This is a genomic window from Rhizobium sp. BE258, assembly GCF_031457345.1.
In the GTDB taxonomy this organism is placed as follows: domain Bacteria; phylum Pseudomonadota; class Alphaproteobacteria; order Rhizobiales; family Rhizobiaceae; genus Rhizobium.
This window is the reverse complement of sequence record NZ_JAVDWL010000011.1, coordinates 1-23,002: the sequence shown is the minus strand read 5'-3', so window position 1 is coordinate 23,002 and position 23,002 is coordinate 1. Positions and strand designations below refer to the sequence as shown.

General features: G+C 59.6%; 23 protein-coding genes and 3 pseudogenes. 7 read left to right on the top strand and 19 right to left on the bottom strand.

Annotated elements, in window-relative coordinates:
* Positions 1-89: 89 nt before the first annotated feature.
* The 11 genes and pseudogenes from J2X43_RS29030 to J2X43_RS28980 form a co-directional block, all read right to left on the bottom strand.
* Positions 90-486: pseudogene (locus J2X43_RS29030) on the bottom strand (type II toxin-antitoxin system VapC family toxin).
* Entirely contained in the window at positions 483-755 is a 273-nt protein-coding gene (locus J2X43_RS29025; RefSeq protein WP_310300839.1) for an antitoxin, read from the bottom strand. Before J2X43_RS29025 ends, J2X43_RS29030 begins: the two are co-directional and overlap by 4 nt.
* Before the next feature lie 110 nt (positions 756-865).
* On the bottom strand, positions 866-2,683 hold the full coding sequence (gene atzF, locus J2X43_RS29020; protein WP_310300836.1) for an allophanate hydrolase: 1,818 nt from the start codon (positions 2,681-2,683) through the stop codon (positions 866-868).
* On the bottom strand, positions 2,680-3,033 hold the full coding sequence (locus J2X43_RS29015; RefSeq protein ID WP_310300833.1) for a cupin domain-containing protein: 354 nt from the start codon (positions 3,031-3,033) through the stop codon (positions 2,680-2,682). Before J2X43_RS29015 ends, atzF begins: the two co-directional genes overlap by 4 nt.
* Positions 3,026-3,694, bottom strand: a complete 669-nt coding sequence (locus J2X43_RS29010) for an isochorismatase family cysteine hydrolase (protein ID WP_310300831.1) — start codon at positions 3,692-3,694, stop codon at positions 3,026-3,028. Before J2X43_RS29010 ends, J2X43_RS29015 begins: the two co-directional genes overlap by 8 nt.
* A complete protein-coding gene (locus tag J2X43_RS29005; RefSeq protein WP_310300828.1) occupies positions 3,694-5,244 on the bottom strand; it encodes an ABC transporter ATP-binding protein in 1,551 nt (516 codons plus the stop codon). The genes J2X43_RS29010 and J2X43_RS29005 overlap by 1 nt, the downstream gene beginning before the upstream one ends.
* Positions 5,241-5,942: an isochorismatase family cysteine hydrolase gene (locus J2X43_RS29000; RefSeq protein WP_310300822.1), complete on the bottom strand. Its 702-nt coding sequence runs from the start codon at positions 5,940-5,942 to the stop codon at positions 5,241-5,243. Before J2X43_RS29000 ends, J2X43_RS29005 begins: the two co-directional genes overlap by 4 nt.
* Positions 5,943-5,952: 10 nt before the next feature.
* Entirely contained in the window at positions 5,953-6,969 is a 1,017-nt protein-coding gene (locus J2X43_RS28995) for a formamidase (protein ID WP_310300820.1), read from the bottom strand.
* Between the two features lie 20 nt (positions 6,970-6,989).
* Positions 6,990-7,916, bottom strand: a complete 927-nt coding sequence (locus J2X43_RS28990; RefSeq protein ID WP_310300817.1) for an ABC transporter permease — start codon at positions 7,914-7,916, stop codon at positions 6,990-6,992.
* Positions 7,916-9,046, bottom strand: a complete 1,131-nt coding sequence (locus tag J2X43_RS28985) for an ABC transporter permease (RefSeq protein ID WP_310300814.1) — start codon at positions 9,044-9,046, stop codon at positions 7,916-7,918. Before J2X43_RS28985 ends, J2X43_RS28990 begins: the two co-directional genes overlap by 1 nt.
* 22 nt (positions 9,047-9,068) lie before the next feature.
* Positions 9,069-10,196 carry a BMP family ABC transporter substrate-binding protein gene (locus J2X43_RS28980; protein WP_310300811.1) on the bottom strand — a complete coding sequence of 376 codons (1,128 nt, stop codon included), beginning with the start codon at positions 10,194-10,196 and terminating at the stop codon, positions 9,069-9,071.
* Between the two features lie 361 nt (positions 10,197-10,557).
* Between J2X43_RS28980 and J2X43_RS28975 the strand changes: the two genes are divergently transcribed.
* Positions 10,558-11,193 (top strand): GntR family transcriptional regulator, encoded by a 636-nt coding sequence (locus tag J2X43_RS28975; RefSeq protein WP_405049665.1) that lies wholly within the window; start codon positions 10,558-10,560, stop codon positions 11,191-11,193.
* A 44-nt stretch (positions 11,194-11,237) separates the two neighbouring features.
* On the opposite strand, the pseudogene J2X43_RS31190 reads toward J2X43_RS28975, so the two are convergent.
* The 6 genes and pseudogenes from J2X43_RS31190 to J2X43_RS28950 form a co-directional block, all read right to left on the bottom strand.
* Positions 11,238-11,429, bottom strand: a pseudogene (locus tag J2X43_RS31190) (MFS transporter); the annotation flags it as partial.
* A gap of 455 nt (positions 11,430-11,884) precedes the next feature.
* Positions 11,885-13,345, bottom strand: a complete 1,461-nt coding sequence (locus J2X43_RS28970) for an aldo/keto reductase (protein ID WP_310300805.1) — start codon at positions 13,343-13,345, stop codon at positions 11,885-11,887.
* Between the two features lie 4 nt (positions 13,346-13,349).
* Positions 13,350-14,321: a branched-chain amino acid ABC transporter permease gene (locus tag J2X43_RS28965; protein WP_310300802.1), complete on the bottom strand. Its 972-nt coding sequence runs from the start codon at positions 14,319-14,321 to the stop codon at positions 13,350-13,352.
* Entirely contained in the window at positions 14,318-15,229 is a 912-nt protein-coding gene (locus J2X43_RS28960; RefSeq protein ID WP_112389140.1) for a branched-chain amino acid ABC transporter permease, read from the bottom strand. Before J2X43_RS28960 ends, J2X43_RS28965 begins: the two co-directional genes overlap by 4 nt.
* On the bottom strand, positions 15,226-15,966 hold the full coding sequence (locus J2X43_RS28955) for an ABC transporter ATP-binding protein (protein WP_310300795.1): 741 nt from the start codon (positions 15,964-15,966) through the stop codon (positions 15,226-15,228). Before J2X43_RS28955 ends, J2X43_RS28960 begins: the two co-directional genes overlap by 4 nt.
* Positions 15,963-16,772, bottom strand: a complete 810-nt coding sequence (locus J2X43_RS28950; protein WP_112389142.1) for an ABC transporter ATP-binding protein — start codon at positions 16,770-16,772, stop codon at positions 15,963-15,965. Before J2X43_RS28950 ends, J2X43_RS28955 begins: the two co-directional genes overlap by 4 nt.
* A 100-nt stretch (positions 16,773-16,872) precedes the next feature.
* On the opposite strand from J2X43_RS28950, the gene J2X43_RS28945 reads away from it, so the two are divergent.
* From J2X43_RS28945 to J2X43_RS28925, 5 genes and pseudogenes are all read left to right on the top strand, one after another.
* Positions 16,873-17,643 (top strand): GntR family transcriptional regulator, encoded by a 771-nt coding sequence (locus J2X43_RS28945; protein ID WP_310300790.1) that lies wholly within the window; start codon positions 16,873-16,875, stop codon positions 17,641-17,643.
* A complete protein-coding gene (locus J2X43_RS28940; RefSeq protein WP_112389144.1) occupies positions 17,636-17,986 on the top strand; it encodes a TIGR04076 family protein in 351 nt (116 codons plus the stop codon). The genes J2X43_RS28945 and J2X43_RS28940 overlap by 8 nt, the downstream gene beginning before the upstream one ends.
* Positions 17,987-17,996: 10 nt before the next feature.
* Positions 17,997-19,049, top strand: coding sequence for an aldo/keto reductase (locus tag J2X43_RS28935; RefSeq protein WP_310301189.1), 1,053 nt, complete (start codon positions 17,997-17,999; stop codon positions 19,047-19,049).
* A gap of 23 nt (positions 19,050-19,072) precedes the next feature.
* Entirely contained in the window at positions 19,073-20,305 is a 1,233-nt protein-coding gene (locus J2X43_RS28930) for an ABC transporter substrate-binding protein (RefSeq protein WP_310301185.1), read from the top strand.
* A 104-nt stretch (positions 20,306-20,409) separates the two neighbouring features.
* A pseudogene (locus tag J2X43_RS28925) lies at positions 20,410-20,757 on the top strand (DUF993 family protein); the annotation flags it as partial.
* 832 nt (positions 20,758-21,589) lie between these two features.
* Here J2X43_RS28925 and J2X43_RS28920 read toward each other — a convergent pair.
* Complete coding sequence (locus J2X43_RS28920; protein WP_310300788.1) at positions 21,590-21,715, bottom strand: hypothetical protein; 126 nt, start codon at positions 21,713-21,715, stop codon at positions 21,590-21,592.
* A gap of 197 nt (positions 21,716-21,912) precedes the next feature.
* Between J2X43_RS28920 and J2X43_RS28915 the strand changes: the two genes are divergently transcribed.
* Complete coding sequence (locus J2X43_RS28915) at positions 21,913-22,143, top strand: hypothetical protein (protein WP_162702701.1); 231 nt, start codon at positions 21,913-21,915, stop codon at positions 22,141-22,143.
* Between the two features lie 271 nt (positions 22,144-22,414).
* Here J2X43_RS28915 and J2X43_RS31185 read toward each other — a convergent pair whose 3' ends face one another.
* The gene (locus J2X43_RS31185) at positions 22,415-22,810 is read right to left on the bottom strand and encodes a transposase (protein ID WP_405049664.1); all 396 of its coding nucleotides are present in this window, start codon (positions 22,808-22,810) and stop codon (positions 22,415-22,417) included.
* Positions 22,811-23,002 lie beyond the last annotated feature (192 nt).

Below are 23,002 nucleotides of genomic sequence, written 5' to 3'. Positions count from 1 at the left end.
CATGGCTCGGGGGCTAAACTGGAGGGGAGGAATTTAGGTCAAGCATCCGCCAAACCTGAGCCTCGCGCGTCTCTCGTATAGATTTCGCACTACCGATCAAGCCAATTTTCCAGAAGTAGCTCCGGCACGCTCCTTTGTGTTGCCCGTCACAAGTGTCAGATTGAGCGCGCGGGCTTGCGCTGCAATCAGCAGATCATTTAGCCCAAGAGGTTGCCCGGCGGCTTCCAATTGCGCTCTGATAAGCCCGTAGATGGCGTCAGCGGGCATATCCAGCGGCATGACAGCCATCGTTTCAAGGATCCCCTCAACCTTAGCCGTCAGTCTCGTCGAGCCCTTTCTCGCGCATCCATAACGAAGCTCGGCCGCTACGATGATGCTGGTACAAACTCTTTTCGGATCAATTGCCTCGACACGACGTGCAGCAGATCCAAATGGATTGCGTATTATGTCGCTTGTAATGTTCGTATCGAGTAAAAAGCCGCTCAAAAAATACTCTCCGGTCTCGCGGGCATATCCTCGACGTCAGGGAGCTGGTCATCGGCGGCTAGAGGCTCCTCATTCCTCCACTCCGCAAGCAACTCACGAATATTGGCTGGCTTTAACACAGGCTCAATAATCAACTTGCTTCCTTCTCGATGAATCAGCACGCGATCTCCCGGCAATTCGAACTCCGCTGGAATCCGAACAGCTTGGCTGCGATTGTTTCGGAATAGCTTTGCTTCTCTTGCCCGATCAGATGGTACAGGTGGGGGCATAGTAAAATCCTCTTTGTATATGCAGGATGTATATGCCAACAGGGTCTAAATAAAGGGGCAGACCGGCCATCGACGCAGCATCTACGCTTGTCCCTGGCAATGGCGCGTCACTACGGTGCTGTGGCTTCTCGCTCGCCGCGTTCGACGAAATTCCGCCAGCCACCGAACGCCGTGATATCCCTTGCGGTTTCCGTTGCGGCCGCCTCCACAAGAAAGCCCTTCACGAGAGTGCCATCCGATAGCACGACTGTGCCGATACCGAGCGGTGGCGGTATCTCCGACGTGAAAGAACCGAACGCTTCGGCATCGAGCTGCCAGATCTCCACGTCAATCTCGCCACCGGTCTTGTTGCCAATTCTGAGAAGGCCGGGCTTTGACGGCGACTGCCCGCCTAGCTCATAGAGCCTGTAGGCATTGGATGTCCTGGCAAGTCTCAGGAATTCACCACCCCGATCCGTCAATTGATGGTTCAATGGCATTCCGGACAGGTGTGCACCAACCACGACAATCTCGATCAGATGCTTTCGTACCCGCTCTGTCTTTGCCGCCATGCGGGGTATCGGCCACTGCGTCGCGCCGAGAGACAATCGACTTTCTACATGCAGTTTCCGTGCGAGTGCCGCCGTGAGCCCGTCCTTTCCGGCGGTGGCCAACAGAGTGACGCTTGCAGGCAAGCCGTCGCGGCGGGTTCCGCACGGGACCGCTATCGCACACATATCGAGCAAGTTGACGAAATTGGTGTAGGTCCCGAGGCGGGAGTTCTCGCGGATCGGTTCCGATTCCAGCTCAGCCGTCGTGTAGTGCCGCGGTGCCGTCGGTACGCATATGAGATCGACCGATTCAATCGCGGGAGCCAGTTTCTTTTTGTATGACGCAAGCTCGTACAGCCCACGGAAAGCATCAACTGCCGAAAGCGTTCTCGCTGCGCCGTATATCTTTCTGGTCACCGGGTGGAAACTCTCTTCCCTGGTGTCGAAGAAGTCTTTGACGGCTGCATAGCGCTCCGCGACCCAAGCCCCTTCGTAGAGAAGGTCGGCGACATTGTAGAAGTCAGCAAACGGCATTTCGACCAGCTTGTGTCCCATGTGGGCCAGCTGATCAAGAGCGCGGTCATAGGCCTGCGCCATCGCTTCGTCTCCAAAGAAACGGAGGTCGGCTCGGGAAGGTACGCCGACCTTCAAAACCGGCGGCAACACATTGATGGCCAGGTCGCCGGGAGGTCTCGAATAAGCGTCGGTTTCATCTGGGCCGGCCGCGACCGCGTACACACTCCATGCGTCATCGACGGTAAGCGCGAAAACGGAAACGCAGTCGAGCGTGCGGCACGCCGGAATGACACCCGTTGTCGAGAGAGCACCCAAGCTTGGCTTGAGGCCTACGATGTTGTTGAGGCCCGCCGGAATACGGCCCGAGCCTGCGGTATCGGTGCCCAGGGCGAAGCTGACTATCCCGTGTGCCGTCGCGACAGCAGAGCCTGAGGAAGAGCCGCCCGGTACCAACGCGGGATCGATCGCATTGCGGGGAACCGGATAGGGTGATCTTACGCCAACAAGGCCGGTGGCAAACTGGTCAAGGTTGGTCTTGCCGATGACCAGAGCGCCCGCTGCTTTCAGCCGCGCGACCGTTGTCGCGTCTTTTTCGGGAACATAGGCGTAGTCGGGGCACGCGGCCGTCGTGGGCATGGCGGCCACGTCGATATTGTCTTTGACCGCAAAAGGGATCCCCCAGAGCGGCATGCTTGCGTCGAAGGCCCCCAATGCCGCGGCTTGGGCAAAAAGGGTTTCCTTAGCGACAATGGATATGAATATTCCGGGATCGGCGGCGGCAGCGAGGCGGGCGAACACCAACTCGATTATTTCCCGGGGGGTGCCGCCGGCGCGGTAGAAGCCGCGGAGGGATTCTATGTCGAAAGCTGGTCCCGCGGTCATACCTCTTCCTCCTCCAAGATGCGGACCGGGCGGTTCCAATGAATGAGCACGACGCAACCGGTGTCGCTCCAAACCGAATGCTCGGTCCCCTCCGGGTTGACGACCAGACTACCGCGCCCATAGTCGCCGGCCTCGTCGGACTGTGTACCCTCCAAAACGAGGATCGTCTCGAGCCCCTCGTGGCGGTGACGGGGGACCGCAGCCCCTGCCTCGTATTTCAGAAGTGCGACACCCGGCTGCTCTGCCGCGAACTGCCGGACCCAGTGAATCGTAACACCCTCCCGGAACGGTTCGAATGCGAGGTCGTTCCAACCGCCTAAGGTCAACATCTCGCGGGTGGTTTCAGGCATCGGTCAATCCCTTCAGAATGTCATCCACGTGTGCGCTCCATCCGACGATAGCGCCCTGCGCGCGGATCATGTCGATGGCCGCCTTCTTGAACTCCGGGAAATAACTCTCGGTCGCTTCTTCCGCCAGCAAACACTCATATCCGCGGTCATTGGCCTCTCGCATCGTCGTCTGGACACAGACTTCGGTCGTGACGCCCGCGAAAATTAGCTGAGTGATGCCCTTCGCCTGGAGGATGTCGCCAAGCGGCGTTGCATAGAAAGCTCCCTTGCCCGGCTTTTCGATGACTATTTCACCGTCGACTGGTGCGAGTTCGGGCAGGATCGCCGTCCCTGGCTCTCCTGCGACGAGCACTCGTCCCATCGGGCCCAATTCACCGATACGTATGGCGGGACTTCCGCGGTCACGTTTGGCGGGCGGAAGATCCGAGAGGTCGGGCCTGTGGCATTCCATTGTATGGATTACGGGCAATCCGGCAGAGCGGAACCCAGAGATAAGTCTTTTGACATCGGGCACGATTTTCGTAATGCGGCTGACATCGTTGCCCAGACTTGCCCCGAACCCTCCCGGCTCCGCGAAGTCGCGCTGCATGTCGATGACGATCAGCGCGAGCTGACTTTTGTTCGCGTTGAATGAAAACGGCTGCGCGGGTATTTCGACCATTAGTGATGTCCTGCCATATTAGCGCCTACGACGCCGATGTCAGCGCCCAGCGTTGGAGTTTCGTAGACCAGCTTGCCCTCGGAGATCACCAGAAGACGGTCCGACATTTCGAGAAGCTCGTCGAGATCTTCGGACAGCAACAGCACGGCGGTGCCGGCATTGCGCGCTTTCATTATGCGCGACCGGATTTCCGCGACAGCCGAAAAGTCCAAGCCAAAACACGGGTTGGAAACGACGAGCAAGTCGACGTCACCCGTCAGTTCTCGTGCAAGGACAGCGCGTTGGACGTTGCCGCCCGATAACGCGGCTATTGGGGACGAGGACGACGTCGTCTTCACCTTGAAGCCGGCGATCAGATCGGCTGCGCGCTTTTTCATATCCTTCTTGTGAAGCCAAAGACTGTCCCCACCGTCCGCCTTGAGGTCGAATGTTCGGAACGCGAGGTTTTCGCCGACGGTCATCTTGGGAGCACACGCGTTCTGGAGGGGCTCCTCCGGAATGAAGCGAACATTGTTGGCGCGAGTTTCGGCCCTGGTTGCGCCGTAGCGGCGACCTTTCACGGAGATCGTCCCGCTTGCCAGTGGCCGTTGCCCGGCAAGCATTTCCGTCAGCTCTTTCTGGCCGTTGCCGGAAATGCCGGCAATGCCGACGATTTCGCCGGAGCGTACTCTCAACCTGTCTATTTCGATCGTTTTCAAACCCGACCGGTCGGGCGCTTTGGCACCCTCTATGCTTAGGATGATTGGAGCCAACGGCTCAATCGCAGCGCGTTCGTCGAGTTCAGCGAGCTTTACGTCGCCGATCATCATCGCCGCCATTTCTTGGGTCGACAGTTGGCCGACCTTGCCGCCTCCGACAAGCTTGCCGCGCCTCAGGATGGAGACACCGTCGGCGAACTTCGTGACCTCATGGAATTTATGGCTGATCATGAGAACGGTTAGTTCGCCGCGCTCCGTCATCCCACGCACAAGCGCCAGCATTTCGTCCGCTTCTGCTGGCGTTAGCACAGATGTCGGCTCGTCCAAAATGAGGAAGGAACGGCCGAGATACAGCTGCTTGACGATCTCCAACTTCTGCTTCTCGCCGGCGGACAATTCGCTGACAGGACGGTCGAGCGGAATTTTGAACGGCATGCGCTCCATGAGGGCAGCGAGATCCCGGCGCTCCTTCGACCAGTTTATGACGGCGGGAACCTGGGTACGGCTTATGACCAGATTTTCCGCACCCGTCAGCGATGGCACCAGGGTGAAATGCTGGTAGACCATGCCGAGCCCGAACGCTGCGGCTTCCTTGGGCGAATTTACTGCGACTTCTCGGCCATCGAGGGACAATGACCCCGAGGTGGCGTGGTAGAAGCCCATGATGCATTTGACCAAGGTCGATTTTCCGGCCCCGTTTTCCCCGAGCAAAGCGTGAAAGCTGCCTGCTGGGATATTGATCGATACGTTGTCCAACGCCGTGAAGCTGCCGAAACGCATTGTCATGCCGATGGTGTCGATGCCAACTGCTTTGCCGGCCTTGGGAAGCGCGGTGTCGCGGATTGTGCTCATGGCAGTTGGCTCACCAGTGCCTGCGAATTGGAAACGGAACCGAAGACGCCTCCCTGCATCTTGACCATCTTGATGGCCGCCAAGTGGTTGCCGTAATCGGTGGCTCCGCAGCAATCTTCGAGAAGCAGGCATTCGAACCCGCGGTCGTTGGCTTCGCGCATCGTCGTCGACACACAGACATCGGTCGTTATGCCAGTCAGGATGATGTTCTCGATGCGCTTCTGATTCAGGATCAGCTCGAGATCCGTGGCGCAGAACGATCCTTTTCCCGGCTTGTCGATGATTGTCTCGCCTTCGATCGGATATAATTCGGGAATAATGTCCCAGCCGGGCTCTCCACGGGTCAGGATTCGACCGCAGGGGCCTGGATCACCGATCCCCGCGCCGATACGTTGTGAGCGCCAGCGCTTGTTGGCAGGAAGGTCGGCGAGGTCGGGCCTGTGGCCTTCGCGGGTGTGAATGATGTGGTAGCCCTTGTCCCGCATGGCGGTCAGAACCCTTTTGATCGGTTCGATCGGTGCCTGGACCAGCGAGAGGTCGTAGCCCATGTGATCGACATAACCCCCTTTTCCGCAAAAGTCGGTCTGCATGTCGATGATAATCAATGCGGTGTTCTGCGGCCGCAGGTCTCCGTTGTATGGCCAGGGATACGGATCGGCATCTATGAATTGTCCCTTGGTCTCGACCATTGCATCCATCGGGCTTCTCCTATTCGCCAGCAAGTTTGAAAGTTTCGCCGTAACGGCGGATCGGCTTTTCGAAGCCGCATGATGTGCCGTCGGTAACGTTCACCTGATCCTCCCAAGGCACGCGGTACCTCCCTGCGATGAGATCGTGCATGTAGGTGTAAGGCGCGTCGCCAGCGCCGCCGGAGACCGCGACGTAACCGCGGTGGCCGAACTGGTAGATGTTGTTCTCCACACCCCAACCCAGTCGAGCTTCGCGAACCAGATCGGGCCGAAGCTCAGCGGTGATGATCTCGTTCACCCTGCCTGATGTGCCGTGGGCGATGACTGTGCCATCGAAGTTGCAGACCATGCCTTCGCCCATGCTGTCGAAGGTGCCATCGGAGCCGCACATGCAGACACTGGCGGTAATCATCAGATTGCAGAAAGCGTTGGACTGATTGGTAAATTTCCAGCTTTCGCGGATCGGCGCGGTGTATCCGGCTGTCCGGATCATGATTTCCGCGCCCTTGTAAGCGCATTCCCGTGCCATCTCAGGGAACATGCCGTCGTGGCAAATGATCAAGGCGAGCTTGGCCCCTTTGGGGCCTTCGATCACCGGGATGCCCAGATCACCCGGTTCCCACGGCTCGACAGGAACCCATGGATGCATCTTGCGATAGTAGAGCTTGATCTCGCCGGTATCGTCGATGACAATCCCGGAATTGTAAGGCATGCCGTTAGGGTTAAGCTCCATTATCGAGAAGCATCCCCAGATGGAATTGTCCCTGCAGGCTTGTTTGAGGGCGGCGACTTCCGGCCCGTCGAGCGTGCACATGATCTCGGGATTGATATCCATGGACAAGCCGTGGAGGGCGTACTCGGGAAAGACGACCAAATCCATTCCCGGCTGGTTCCGTCGCGCTTTTGCGACAAGATCGACAATGACTTTGGTTTGCCGCGCCAGATCTAGTTTGGTCGTAGTCACCGGTAGTTGCAACTGCACCAGGCCAATGCCCACGCCGTGCTCGGATTTGTTCAAGCCGCCTAACCCGTTCATGGATATGGCTCCTTCTGTGCTTATTTTGTCAGGGATAGCGCGCCGGGCGCACCGGCGAGCGAACGTGTCGGCGACGAGGTGGCGATCAATATCGCCAACGTCAGCACATACGGGGCTGCGTAGAAGAGGTAATAGCCTTGTGTGACGCCAACCGACTGAAGAGCTGGTCCAAGCGCTCCGGCTCCGCCGAAAAGGAGTGCCGCAAAGAAGCAGCCAACCGGGTTCCAGCGAGCGAAGATCACAAGCGCCACGGCCATCAATCCTTGGCCGGAGGAAATTCCTTCGTTCCAGGATCCCGGATAGTAAAGCGATAGGTATGCGCCGCCGATGGCTGCCAGTGCGCCACCGGCCGCCGTGGCGATCAGCCGGACCCTATCGGGGTCGATCCCCATGGCTCTCGCCGCGTCGGTGCTGTCTCCGACGACGCGCAGGATCAAGCCCAGGCGCGTGTTTCTGAATGCCCAAAGGAGTGCGAAGGCCAGTACCGCCCCGATCATGAAAAGGACGTTGATGTTGAGCGCGGCTTGGATTTGAGGAACACCTGACCAAAGACCGAGCGGAATGGACGGCAGATGGGGGGCCGCCGGCTTGATGAACGGCTTTCCGAGGAAGAATGCCAGACCAAGTCCGAACTGCATCATCGCAATTCCGATAGCTATGTCGTTGACCTTAGGCCACTTGCAGATCCAACCGTGCACAAGTCCAAAAACAGCGCCTGTGCCCATGGCCGCGAGTACGCCCAGCCAAGGCGAGCCGGTAAGAACCGCAACCGCGTATGCCGTCATAGCGCCGAAGACGAGCGTGCCTTCAAGGCCGAGGTTGATACGGCCGGAGCGTTCGGTGATCGACTCGCCCAGACTGACAAAGATGAATGGCGTCGAGACGCGGATCGCGCCGGCGAGGATCGCAAGCGGAACACCCCAGATGCCGATGCCCGAGCTTTCCATCATTGGCTCCTTTTCCATAGGTCCGGATTGAAGATCTTAAAGCGGCCGTAAAAGGTCTCGCAGAAGAGGATCACGATGAAGAGCGTGCCCTGAAGGACGAGCACTGTGGCGTCAGGAAGCCCCATACGACGTTGGATGAGACCTCCGGACGCGTCGATGCCGCCGAGCAGTATCGCAACCGGAATGATCGCCAGAGGATTGTGGCGGGCAAGAAAGGCGACGAGGATACCCGTATAGCCGTAGCCGGCGGCGAGTGACGCGTTGGCGCTGCCTTGGACCGCGGTCACCTCGATCATGCCGGCAAGGCCGGCGAAGCTTCCGGCGATTGCCGTGAAACCGGTTATCAGCCGTCCAACTGGCAGTCCTTGGATTTGCGCGGCGCGAACATTGCCGCCGGCGATACGCGCTGCAAACCCGTATCGGGTCGCGTCGATCAAAACCCAGGAAACGGCGCAGGCGGCTATCCCAACGACAAGGCCCCAGTGCACATCCATACCCGGGATTTTGCCGAGCATGTATTCAGCGGGCAGCGGCGTCGTGGAGGGCTTGTTGAGGCTGGCCGGATCCCTGAGCGGCCCTTCAACCAACTGGTTCATGAGCGCGATCGCGATATAGGCCAGAAGCAGCGACGAAATCGTTTCGTTCACACCGCGATAGTGGCGCAGGAAGCCCGCCAGGCCAATCCACAGGCCGCCGGCCGACATCGCCGCGATCGCCATGAGAATGAGCGTAATCCAGACGGGTGCCGGCCCGGCGAGCGGCATCGCGATCGCGGCCGCAGCGACGCCGCCGAGAACCACAGCGCCTTCACCTCCGATAATCACGAGTCCCAGGCGTGCAGGCAAGGCGACGCAGAGTGCCGTCAACAGTAACGGCGACGAGCGGCTGAGACTGTTTTGAATGGAGAACCAGCTGCCGAAGCCGCCCGTATACATCAGTTGGAAAAGCATTGCCGGCGATTTGCCGACAAGGAGAATAAAAAGGGAGAAGAGCCCGAGGCCGGCGAGAATGGCCGCGAGACTGATGGCGATCGGCTCCGCCCGGCGTGCAGTCCATTCGACTGCAGGCCAAAAGGCAGGCGACGCGGATTGGGCTATCGTGACTTCGCGATCATGGGTCTCGACCGTCATGGCACTTCTCCCCCTGGCCTGTTTACGCGGTCGAACCGACGACGCCCTCGATGAGATAGCTCATGCTCTCCAGCTCTATATCCTGTTCGGCATAGCTCTTGCCGCTGGCGACAACCTCGTTGCCTTTGTTGTCTTTGAGGGGCCCCTTGAAGACCGAGAATCCGCCCTTGAGCATCTCGGCATGTGTGGCCTCGAATGCCTTCCGTCCCGCCTCTGGCACCCCCGGACCGAGCGGACTCATTTTCACAAAGCCTTCTTTCAGGCCGCCGCGAACGAAGTTCCCGAGCTTCTCGCCGGCCTGGGCCTTCTTGACGAAGTCAGTGTAGATGTTGCCCCAGGCCCATTCGGCTCCGGTGAGGTACTTCTCAGGTGCCAGCGGGCTCTGATTGGCATGATACCCGCAGACGAAAGCATTGCGGCCGGCCGCCGTCTCCACGATCACTTTAGGGCTGTCGACGTGGCAGGTTACGACGTCCGCGCCCTGGTCAATCAGCGCGTTGGTTGCCTCGGCTTCCTTGACAGCCAAAGACCACTCGCCGGTGAAAATGACCTGGCAAGTGATGGTGGGATCAACGCTGCGTGCGCCTAGCAGGAAGGCATTGATGTTCTGGAGAACCTGCGGGATCGGTTTTGCGGCGACAAAACCGATTTTCTTGCTCTTCGTGGCGTGACCGGCGGCAACGCCGTTAAGATACTGGCCTTGGAAAATGTATCCGAAATAGGACCCGGTGTTCGGCGGATTTTTTCCCTCCTGCCAAAGGCCACCGCAATGGCGAAATTGGATATCCGGATACTTAGCGGCCATCGCCAGCATATGGGGGTCGAAATAGCCAAACGACGTCGGGAAAACGAGTGTCGCCCCGTCGAGGTTGATCATGGATTCCATCGTTTTCTGCACGTCGACCGTCTCGGGGACGTTTTCTTCCTCGACGACAGTCACTCCGGGTAGGGACTTGATGACAGCGGCACCTTCGGCGTGGGCCTGATTGTAGCCGTAGTCGTCTTTCGGTCCGACGTAAATGAAGCCCACTGTTATCGCTGTCTGGGCGGAAGCCGTTTTGGGTAGAAAACCGGGAAGCGCTGTCGCAGCCGCGCCGGCGGCTGTGAGCGAAAGGAATTTGCGGCGGTTCAGGGAAAGGAGATTGGTCATTGGATGCTCCTTGATGGCAAAGCCGATGGGACGAATACGACTGAAAGTGTATGCAATGACCGTGCCAGAATTTACGTCGTTGATTGCAAACGACAAAAGCACCTATAGCGACTGACGATCGTGAAACTGCATACAGTTTGACCGTAAGAATGTCTAAAAAGTACCCATTGCTGATTATTTATTCATTATGTAGGGCAGATCAGGAGGAGAGCGGTTATCATGCGATTTAAGAAATTGTTTTTATTGAATATTTGACAAATCTCCGAGGCTCGGCAACTGTATGTAAGATAGAGATTCGAGAGACTGCGTGTACGAGATCAAGAAAAAGGACGTTGTCAGATCAGGAACCACAGTGGAGCAGATGGTCCGCGCGGTGGCGGATCTGATCGTGACCGGTGCGTTGTTGCCAGGCGAGAAACTCGACGAAGGCTCTCTGGCTGAGCGTTTTTCGGTTTCCCGCACGCCGGTGCGCGAAGCGCTCCGGGAACTATGCGCAATGGGGCTGGTGGCCCGCGAACCCAACAAGAGCGCGGTAGTCGCCAATGTGAGTGAGCATTATTTGCATTCCATGTTCGAGGCTATGGCGGAGTTGGAGCGAGTATGCGCACGGTTGTCGGCCGAGCGCATGACGGTGGAGGAGCGGCGGTCATTGGAAATGGAACACCACAAGTCAGTGCGCCATGTTCAAACGGCCAGCTATGAGGAATACGCCGCCCACAACACCGCATTCCACACCAGGCTTTATCGGGGTGCCCACAACGATCATATTTTCGAACAGGTCACCGCTACCCGGGCGCGGCTGGCGCCGTTCCGCAGCGCCCAGTTTCGGTTGCCTGACCGGTTGGCGAAGTCCTATCAAGAGCACGACCTTATCGTCGAAGCCATCCTTCGCGCAGACGCGAAAGCCGCTGGCGAGCATGCGTTCCACCACGTGGAGCTGGTAAGCACCGCGAGCATCGTTTTCGCCACTCCCAGGCATCCTGTCATAGCGCGATAGCCTAGCGGGCGCGCCGGAGCTTGCCCTGGCTTCCATCTCGACACGACAAAGGGCCGGTGACGTGGTAGCCGCATGGCAGTAATTGTTTGGGCCGTCGGGATCATGGCGCCTCCCGTGAAGCCTTGGCCAACGCGCCCGATGATCATCATTGTGAGGTTTTGCGATAGGCCGCAAACACTTGAAAAGAGAGTGAATAGGCTTGCGGCTATTAGCAGGAAGGTGCGCAGATCGAGCACCCTGGCGAGCTGACCTGGCGAGCTGACCTGCGAGGGGAATGATGATGATCTCGGCCACTAGGCATCTGTCGATATCCATGTTCCTTCCGTTCCGCTAGCACGGATATTGCCAGCGATTGTTGGGAGCGAAGAATTCACGATCGAGATGTCGAGGGTTGCCATCAAGGCGCCAATCGTGCCTGCGGCAACTGCCATCAGGCAGATGCATCGGCATCCTCTTCCTCAGTTAGGCTTAATCCCTCGATTGTCGCCACACGTCATCAGATCATTGGAATCACGCATTTTCGCTACCTTCTAGTAGGTAGCGTGCCAATGAACTTTACAGTGACTTCGCTGGGGGCAATTTCTTCCTCGGACAGATACAGAAGTGCAGCCAAGCACCGGTACCGCCACCTCGATCAACACGAATGATGTTGATAGGGAAAGCGTCTAACCCTACTTTATGTTGCATGTACTCAGTCGCAGATCGCTTCCGCCTCGATCTCGACCTCGTAATCGCCGATCAGATTGCCGGCCTCGATCAGCGTGTTGGCAGGAAGAACCGAGGCGAAGGCGCGTCCGTGCGCGCGCGACACCGGCTCCCACTGATTGGCATCACGCAGATAGATGCGGGTCCTGGCGACGTCTTCCATCTTGCCGCCAAGCGCCGAAATGGAGGCGGCGATCTTGTCGAGAATGTAGGTCGCCTGCGCGCCGGCATCGCCGGGCGCTACGCAGCGGTTGGTGCCATGAGTCGCGGTCGTGCCGGAGACCATAATGCGATCCCCCACCCTGACGGCCCTGCTATAGCCCGCGATCGGTTCCCACATGCTGCCGGATGAGACACGCGAACGGCCGGGACGACCGGGTACAGGCTCAGCCATGTAGACGGATGGAATGGCATCGAGATGGTGGCTGAGGTCGCCGGATGCCGTGAGGAATGGCGGCTTGCGGTATTCGTCGCCGCAGTCGCCGGGAATGGGCTGCGTCTTATCAAAGGCAGCGTTCAACGCGGCGTGATCCTCTTCGTCGAGCGCGAAAGAGAAGACGTTCAGATTGTCGCCGCGATGCTCGTTTTCGCCGATGCGCGCGCCGACGATGGTGGCGGCCACCGCATCGTGCTCCAGAACCCAGCGGCTCGCGACGTTGGAGATCGACACGCCGTGCTTGGTCGCGATGGTTTGGGCTGTGCTGAGAATGCCCTGGAAGGCCTGCCAGCCGCCGGCGGCGTCGATGAAGCGCTTGTACTTCGAGCGGCTCCAATCGGCGATACCAGTCGGTTCCAGTTGGCCCAGCCACTTCTTGGACAGAAATCCGCCGCAGAGCGTCCCATAGGCGAGAAGCTTGACGCCGCTATCGGCGCAGAGCTTCGAGAGCGCACCGGCCGCGCGGCGGTCGACGAGGGAGAACGAGACCTGATTGCTGGCGATCTCGATGCCGTCGGCGAGTGCCAGCGCCAGATGTCCGGCATCAAAATTGGTGAGGCCGAGCGCGCCGATCAGGCCTTCCCCGCGCAGGCGCTGCATCTCGTGCAGTGCGTCGAGCCACGCTGGATGCTCGAAGCTCCACCAGTGGAATTGCAGTAGATCCACCTTGTCGACACCAAGTCTCGTCAACCGCTCCTCGACGCCACGACGCACGACATCAGCCGTCATCGGTCCCGGCTCCGGGCACCATTTGGTGAAGGCGACTGGCCGCTGGCCGTTCTGATAGCGCGACAGCAGGCGACCGGTGATCAGCTCCGCCGAACCATAGTGATCGGCCATGTCGAACGTATCGAAACCATCCAGCGCATAGGCCTGCAGCACATCGGCGCCCTTGTCGGGATTGATCACGGTGCCGTTCTTCTCGATGTCGGCCACCTGCCAGAGACCGCAGACGATGCGGCTGATGGAGAGATCCTTGGTGAGGGCTATGCGTGGGGGCGTGGTGGACATGTCGTTATTCCCTGGATGTCTGTTTGCGCTTGCTCGTCAGCGATGCCAGCGCATTTGAGGCGCCGAGAATGCCGCGAGGGCGCAGGAGCAAGATGAGGCAGAGCCCGACGCCGATCATGACGATCTGCAGCGACGCCGCGCGGGCCTGCTGCTCGGGCGGCACGAACGCGGAGACGGCGGCCGCCGACAGCGCCCACAGTCCCCAGACCAGCACCGCGCCGAGTATGGCGCCGCGATTGTTGCCGGAGCCGCCGACGATCAGCATCGCCCAGACCTGGAAGGTCAGGATTGGCAGATAGTTGTCGGGAGCGATGAAGCCGATGAAATGTCCTTGCGCGGCCCCTGCCAGCCCCATGATGGCGCCGCCGATGGTGAAGGCCTGCAGACGAAAGCGGATAGGCCGCTTGCCGAGCGCCTGTGCAGCGCTTTCATCCTCGCGGATCGCGCGCAGCACGCGGCCCCAGGGGCTCTTGGCGAGATGCTGGAGCGCCAGATAGAGCGCCAGCACAACGCCCGCCATCAGCGCGAGATTGGAAAGGGAAAATGCCAGCGGATCAGCGGCAAGGCTGCCGAACGGGCGCGGAATGAAGCCGATGCCGAAGGCGCCGCCGGTTAGCGGTTGCAGGTTCAGCACACAGAGCTGCACCGTGACCGCGACGCCGAAGGTGGCGATGGCGAGATAATCGGATCGCAGCCTTATGGTGAGCGCACCGACCAGCCAGGCGGCAAGCCCGGCGACCAGCACGCCGCCGAGCCAACCAATGGCGATCGGCAGGTCGAAACCGCCAAAGCGGCCGGGCGCATCCGGCGTCGTCAAAAGCGCCGACACATAGGCGCCGATCGCGACGAAGGCGGCGATGCCGACGTTGAAGAGGCCGGTCTGGCCCCACTGCACATTGAGGCCGAGGCACATGATGGCATAGGTCAGTGCCATCGTCAGGAAGAAGGCTGCGTAGGCGATCAGATCAAGGCTCATGCCGCCCTCCCGAACAGGCCGCGCGGGCGAAGAAGCAGCACTGCCACCAGGATGACGAAAGAGACAGCCGCCCGCCACTCAGCGCCGACGACCTGCACGGCCAAGGCCTCCGACAGGCCGACGATCAGCCCCGCGATCATCGCGCCCGGGACGCTGCCGATCCCGCCGAGGATCGCGGCGGCAAACAGCGGTAGCAGCAGGTCATGGCCGAGATAGGGGCGAATCTGCACCAGGAGCCCGGTCATGATGCCGGCAATGCAGGCTAGGGCTGCACCTGTAAACCAGACGACGCGGATCACGCGGCGCACATCCACGCCGGCGATACCCGCCAAAGCCGGATTTTCGCTGACGGCGCGCATCGAGCGGCCGATGTCGGTGCGGGTCATCAGCAGGTGGATGGCGACGACCGCGACCAGGGAAAGGCCGAGCGACAGGAGCTGGTCGGGCGTGGCACGCAGGCCGCCACCGATCTTCACGGCGATTTGCAGCGCCTTGGTGTAATAGGCGGGCTTCGAGGTGAAGATGAATTCGAGCAGGCTGCGCAGCGCAAGCGAGGCGCCGAAGCTCGCCATGACGAGAATGATGATCGCGCCGCCGCGCGCCCGCAGACGCCCGAACAGCACCGCATCCACGGCAAGTGCAAGCAAGCCCGTGAGCAGGATCGCGATGATAGCTGCAAGCGGTAGCGACCAGCCGAATGAGAATGGGCCGATCGGCTTCGTCAACGTGGTCGACAGGAGCCCGAGGCCGCCGCTGACGGCGAGCGCCAGATAGGCGCCCCAGGAGAGCATCTCGCCATGCGCGAAATTGGCAAAGCGCAGGATCGAATAGGTAAGCGTCACACCGATGGCGCCAAGGCCGATCATCGCGCCGGCAATCAGGCCATCCATGAGAAATTGCGGGTTCATGGTGCCTCCGCCGCCTGCGTGGTGGTGCCGAGATAGAGCTTGGCGATCAGCGGGTCGGCGAGCAGCGAGGAGGCCTCGCCCTCGTGCCTGATCCTGCCCTCGACCAGGATGACGGCGCGGCTGGCGATCGCGAGCGCCGCCTTGACGTTCTGCTCGACAAGAATGACCGTGACGCCACCGGCGTTGATCTCCTTCAGCATCGAAAACACTTCGCCGATGATCTTCGGCGACAGGCCGGCCGAGGGTTCGTCGAGGATGAGAACGGAGGGATCGACGATCAGTGCGCGGGCGACCGCCAGCATCTGCCGCTGCCCGCCCGACAACGCGCCGGCCATGCGCGAGGGCTTGCTGGCGAGATCGGGAAAACGACGATAGAGCGCAGCGATCCTGTCTGACCGCTGCGGCTTCGGCAGGACGGCTACGGCGAGCTGCAGGTTTTCGTGGATGGTGAGCGTCGCGAAGATGTTTTCCGTCTGCGGAACGAAGGCGAGGCCTTCGCCGATCTTGCGGTGGGATGCGACGTGGGTGATCTCCCGCTGGCCCAGCATCACGCTTCCCGAGTGGATCGGCACCACGCCGGCGATCGCCTTGACGAATGTCGACTTTCCGGCTCCGTTCGGTCCGAGCAGCACCAGCAATTCTCCCTGCGCAACCGAGAGATCGATGCCGCGCACGATCGGCAGGTCGGGTTCGTAGCCGGCGACCAGCGCGCGGGTTTGAAGCGCCGGCGTGGTCATGCCGCCGCTCCGAGATAGGCTTCGATGACCTCGGGATTGGCGGCGACGTCGGCGGGCGTGCCCTCGGCCAGCGGCTTGCCGAGTGCCATGGCGACGACGCGGCTGCAAAGCCGCGCCACCATATCCATATTGTGTTCGATCAGCAGGATGGACTTGCCCCGCGCGTTGAGATCCAGCACGCGTTCCATGATCGTCTCCAGGAGCGCGGGGTTGACGCCGGCCGCCGGTTCGTCGAGCAGAATCGCCTGCGGATCGGCCATCAGGATGCGTGCGAGTTCCAGCAGCTTGCGCTGTCCGCCCGAGAGAACCTTCGCCGGCTGTCCCTCTAGGCCCGACAAGGTGACGAACTCCAACAGCGCACGCGCCTTTTCGATCGCTAACCGCTCCTGTTGCCTGACATGACCAAAGCGCAGGAAGTTCGCGAACAGCCGCTCGCCGTCCTGGGCCTGCGCGCCCACGAGTACATTTTCGAGCACCGTCATTTCGAGAAAGGGCTTCGGAATCTGGAAAGTCCGGCCGACGCCACGACCGATTCTCTGCTCTGGGCTCTCCTGCGACACTTCGCGGCCGCCGATCCAGATTTCGCCCGATGTCGGCTTCAGGCTTCCGGCAATCAGGTTGAACAACGTGGTTTTGCCGGCGCCATTCGGGCCGATGAGGCCAACCATCTCACCTTCGCCAAGCCTGAGCGACATGCCGCCGACGGCCACATTGCCCTGAAACGACTTCACCAGGTCGCGCGCGTCGATAACGGCTCTGGCGGGTTCTGCCGCTTTCGGTGGGGCGTCTGGCACTGGCAAAGGCATGGAGAAAAGAAGTCTCTTGATTTGATTGGTGATGTTTGATCAAACTTTACCCCATGGTGAAAAGCAACCGAAAAAAGCGGTGTCTCACGGAGCAGGCTCGATGGTAGTCCCATCGGGAGGAGCCCATGCGAGGAAACCGGCCGATGGTGGTCACGACCGTGACGACGCGCTGTCGCCGGTCGGGCGCGAAACGCTGCAAGACCGCGTCTACGCGCAGCTGCGCAACTCTCTGATCAACGGCATGTTCGACGCCGGCGACGTGTTGCGCATCGTCGATCTCGCCGAGCGGCTGCAGACGAGCACCATGCCGGTGCGCGAGGCGCTTGGCCGCCTCGTGTCCGAGCAGGCGCTGGAATCGCTGCCCAATCGCTCGGTGCGCGTGCCGCTGATCACCCGCGAGCGGCTGGACGATCTGGCCCGCGCCCGCATCCTGATCGAAGGCCAGATGGTTGCGCTGGCGCTGCCCAATCTGACGGATGACGATTTTGCCGTGCTGAAGCAGATCAATGTCGATTGCGATCTCGCTTTCGAGCAGCACGGCAAGGATATCGGCCATGTCACCTCGGCGCTGAACCAGCAGTTCCATTTCCACATCTATCATGCGGCGCGCTCGCAGGTGCTCATCCCGATCGTCGAGAGCCTGTGGCTTCAGTCGGGCGCGATCATTCGCAAGGCCGCGCATATTCATGACGAAGAGGGCGGACTTGGCGCCACCAATCATCATTGGGCGCTGATCGGTGCGCTGGAAAATCGCGATGTCGAGGCCGCGATGCAATCGCTTTCCAACGACATCAGCCGCTCCTTCGATCTCATCCGCGGGCGGCTGGATGCCGAACCCAACGGCAATGCATCGGGAGGTCACCATGCCTGAACCCATCGACGACGGCTTCGACCTGTTCGATCTGAGGGTCGACGTGATCATTCCCGAAGGCGGCGCGGTTTACTGCGGCGCCAAGCCTGGCGATCATTTCGAGCTCAAGGGCGAGATGCTGCATCTGCCGGAGGGACAGGGGATCTCGATCTACTCGCTCTCCTCCGTGCTGCCGCTGCTCGCGGCAAAGCAACGCCCGACGGATCGCAACGACTGGATGACGACGGACGCCGACATCGCTTGCCCGGACCCCAATTGCTCGACACGGCTCAGGATCACCCGCACGGGTATCCGCCGTTTCAGCCATGCCGCCACCACGGCGGTTCCCTTGAATGACCAATAGGCTGAAAGACATGCAGCGCATCACCATCGCCCCCGGTTACGAAATCTCCCGCGTCATTCGCGGCGGCTGGCAGCTGGCGGGCGGCCACGGCGCGATCGATGGCGGCAGCGCTGTCGAGGACATGATCGCCTTTGCCGACGCCGGGATCACCACTTTCGACTGCGCTGACATCTATACAGGCGTCGAGGAGCTGATCGGCCGTTTTCGCGTCGCCTACAAGAACCTGCGTGGCACTCAGGCGCTGTCGCGCATCCGCGTCCACACCAAATTCGTGCCCGATCTGACCGTCCTACCAAACATCAGCAAGGCTTATGTTGAAGGCGTCATCGATACCTCGCGCAAGCGGCTCAACCTCGACTGCCTCGATCTCGTGCAATTCCACTGGTGGGCCTATGATATCGAGGGCTGGCTGGAAACGGCGGGCTGGCTGAAGGAGCTGCATGAGGCCGGCAAGATCGGCAAGATCAGCGGCACCAATTTCGACACGGATCATATCAAAGCGATCATCGGTTCCGACGTGCCCTTCACCTCGCTGCAGTTGCAATATTCGCTGCTCGACCGGCGCCCGGAAAAGCGCATGGCGGCGCTTGCCGGCGAAAAGAACTTCGCGCTGTTCTGCTACGGTACCGTCGCCGGCGGCTTCCTCGGCGATCGCTGGCTCGGCCAGCCGGAACCGGAACATCCGCTCGAGAACCGTTCACTGACGAAGTACAAGCTGATCATCGACGATTTTGGCGGTTGGGATCTATTCCAGGCGCTGCTGTCGACGCTGCGCGAGATCGCCGACCGGCACGATACCGATATTGCCACGATCGCAAGTGCAGCGATGCTGACCAAGCCAGGCGTCGCCGCCGTCATCGTCGGCGCCCGCAATCGGGATCACCTGAAGTCCAATGTTGCAATCGCCGATATCGCGCTAAGCGAGAAGGACAGGGTTGAGATCGATGCGATCCTTGCGCAATCAAAGCCGCTCGACGGCGACGTCTATACGCTGGAGCGGGACAGGGAAGGCCGCCACGGCAGCATCATGAAGTACAATCTCAACAAAGGGGAACAAAAATGAGAACGACATTCCTGCTTTCTGCCATGGTAGCTGCCCTTGCGGCATCCACGGCACCGACGCTGGCCGCCGATTGCGACATTACCGTGGGCCTCGTTATGGAGCTCACCGGTCCGGCCGGTGAATATGGCCAGGCCGGCGCTAAGTCCGTCGAGATGGCCTTCCGGGACATTAACGACGCCGGGGGCGTCAATGGCTGCAAGGTCGTCGCCGACACTCGCGACAGCCAGAGCCAGGGCAACGTCGCCGTCGATCAGGCGACCCAGCTCGTCAACATCAAGAAGGTGCCCGTCATCATCGGTGGCATCATCTCGTCGGTATCGATCCCGATCCTGACATCTGTAACGGCACCGGCCGGCGTGGTGCAGGTCTCGCCAGCATCCTCGTCTCCAACGCTGACCGAGCTTGGCCGCAGCGGCAAGACCAACGGCGTCTTCTTCCGCACCATCACCTCGGATGCGCTGCAGGGCACCGCGGCCGCGAAGTTCGCGATGGACCAGGGCCTGAAGAAGATTGCGATCATCAACGTCAACAACGACTTCGGCGTGAACATGGTCAAGGAATTTTCGACCGCCTATCAGAAGCTCGGCGGCACGATCACCTCGACCACGCCCTATAACGAGAAGCAATCAAGCTACGCCTCGGAAGCCAGCGCCGCGATGGCCGGTGACCCCGATGCGCTTTATCTCGTCAGCACGCCTGTCGATGGCGCGACCATTGCTCGCGCTTGGGTTTCCGGTGGTGGCAAGCAGACCTTCCTGTTGAACGACGGCATGAACTCCAAGGACTTTATCGAGAGCGTCGGCGCGCAGTATCTCGAGAATGCCTATGGCACCTCCTCCGGCACCAGCCCTACGGCGTCGACCGAATATTTCAATGGCAACTACGAAGCCTTCTCCGGCGGCATCTCGCCTTCGGCTCCGGCCGCCGACCGCTCTTATGACGCGGGTGCAATCGTGGCGCTGGCGATCGCCAAGGCCGGCAAGGCAGATGCGGCCGCCATTAAGGCAGCCATGCACGAGGTCGTCGCCGAGGGTGGCACGCCCATCCATGCTGGCAAGGAAGAGTTCGCCAAGGCGCTGCAGCTCATCAAGAATGGCAAGCCGGTCAAGTACGAAGGTGTTATCGGCCCTGTCAGCTTCGACAAGTATGGCGACATCACAGGTCCGTTCCGCTTGTGGAAGATCAGCGGCGGCGAGGTGACGACGGTCGGTGAGTTGAGCGCCGAAGAGGTCACCAAGATTAAGACCGCAAAATGAATTGAGTGAGCTCGAGGATACTCCACGAGCCACTACATCAAAGGGTGAGCGTATCGTGCACGGGTGCCGATGCTGTACCACATCGGCACCCATTTCTCGCTGCGGATGACTACGAAGAGGTCTATGGGCACCTACTTTCGCAGGCCAAAGACAAGGTGGTCCTTCACGGCCTGGGCGATATGTTCGATCTGAACCTCACAGGGTATTGGGGGGCGTCGGATTTCGGCTCGGCGCTCGAAATCGTCATCCGCATTATCGAAGCCAGCAAAGACAAGGTGGAAGGCATCAAGATCTCGCTTCTCGTTAAAGAGAAGGAAGTCATCCTCCGGCGCTGCCTTCCGGATGGTGTTCTGTGCTTTACCGGGGACGATTTCAACTACGCTGACATGATCGAGGGGGATGGCGAGCATTACAGCCATGCGCTGCTCGGGATCTTTGATGTGGTCGCGCCCGAGAAATGCGGCTTATCATGTGGAACAACAACTATAATGACCCCGCGCTACAGGCTCACAAGGGCTGGGGTAGCGGCAAAAGTAAACCCCGCCAAATGACGAGCGAAGCTAGGGGGAGTGTCGCCGCATCGCTGCGGCACGTGTAAAACTTGCCGAACCAGGGTGGGTTCCAATAAAAAAGGGCTCGCCACTCAATACATAGGCGAGCCCTTCTCGTGCGTCTTAGTTTCGGCATCTGCCTGCACCTCGACGACAATTCTATCAATAACGCGCCTCTTCGCGGGTTAATCCTCGCGTAGCTTCCTTTCGATGCCCATCATTATTGACCATTCCTCGTCGTAACCCTTGCGCCATGTCATCAAAATAGGATTTGCGATGGATAGAAGCTCTTTTTGGGCGCTGTTTCTTCCATCTTGCGCTGCAGCCTCTTGGTCCTCTCTCATGGACGTACCATCAGCCAATAGGACGCAAAAAAGTGGATGCTTCGGCGGGTAAGCCGCTAATCATACGTAGAACAGCGCAGACCGGGAAATTCTTTACCGACCGCAATTGACCGCTGCGGAGCCGAGCCACCAATAAGCGCTTATGTGGATCGTATTCTAAGGTCGCGATCGTTTTGGTGTGGACGGGTAGAGTGAGCATTCCTAGATCTTTCGTCGCGACTAACTCGCGCTGAACTCGCAATATCGAGAGCATTAAACGCTCTACGAGCGGCCCCGGCAATACGGGCTAAAGTCGGTGGTTGTCAAACGGCCTCGGCGGAGGATCTTCCTCTCGGATCGGAATAATCTAAGCTGAGATTCTCGATGGTGGAGCACTCTCGATTGGACCACTATCTGGCTGCACTGACGGTGTTGTTGCGCGCAAGTGCGCGCAATTGCCGAAGCACGATCGCCAGAAGAACCGCGGTGACCGTGAAGACGAACGAAGAATAACCGAGCAGTAGCCACCAGAGCATAGTCCCACCCCTCATTTGATTTACGAGGCGACTAACTCTCGAAGCTCTATCGGGTTCCAGCTATCGGACCTTAGTCCGGCGGACATCACCACCGCCCCATCATCAGCGGCTAGCGCTGGAAGGAACCAGAAGGGGCTGTATACATTTCTGCCTCCGGTCGTGTGTTTGTGGCAGTGACCCTACGTGGTGGAGATTGTATGCGACAGTACAGTTGGACCCTGATGAGGCCCGGAGCCGTTCCCAATGTCGGGCTTGGAACCCTTGATGAAGTAGAAGGGGCGATCCATCGTTGTCATCTGCCGGGAATACCAACTGCATCCTGGCTGATTGACGAGATGAAAGCCAAGCAGGATTCGACCGGTACCGCCAGATATAATTACGCGCTAGGACAACCCGACGAATGGCGCTTTGCCTGGATTGCACAGTGAAGGCGCTTACAGCAAGGGCGTATCATTTGGGCCGGATCCCCCCAGTGCCCATTCATAATCTTATCTTGTCTCAGCCTTAGGTTCTGAATACACCTTAAGGGCTGAGAGCAGCGGTCTGGGACTAAGCGGGCCCATAACGGCATCACTTGATGTGCCAAATCGCCTGACGTTCAGAAAAATCTGCGATTTTGAGGGTCAATTCAATCTGCGACCTCTTCCACGGTTTGGATCTGCGTTTCGATCAATCGTCAACCGTTGATAGTCGAGTGGGTCATGCTAGCTCGGGTTGCGGAAAGCCCTTGGTGGAACTGCAGACCCCGCCATTGGTCACAAGTGCCCATACAATACGCGCGGTTCTGTTGGCAATCGCGACGGCTGCCACCTTGTAGGGCTTTCGTTTTACGAGGGAATAAAGCCACTCATTTGTACTCTGGCGCCCCCTTGCGCGGGCGACTATTGGAAAGGCTCCGATAACCAGGAGCTTGCGAAGTTCCCCATTTCCTATCTTCGAAATCCGGCCGTAACTCAGCTTGCCACCGGATGAAAACGACCTCGGTGTAATGCCAAGCCACGAGGCAAAGTGCCGTGCCGTTTTAAAGAGCGTTGCGTCCGGGACGACTGCTCGGACAGTGGCAGCCGTGATTTTTCCCACACCTGGAATAGTCATCAGGCGCTGTGTAGCATCATCTTTCTTAACCTGGTCATCGATCGACTCTCCAATTGAACTGCCCCCACTTTCGACCGGACACTCAGCATAAGCAGGGAGGCTCAAGCACAGGCTTGAGGATAAGCTTATGTCTAACGAGTTTCGACAGGTTGATCTGATGATCGGTGACGTCCGGCGGCGACGCTGGACAAC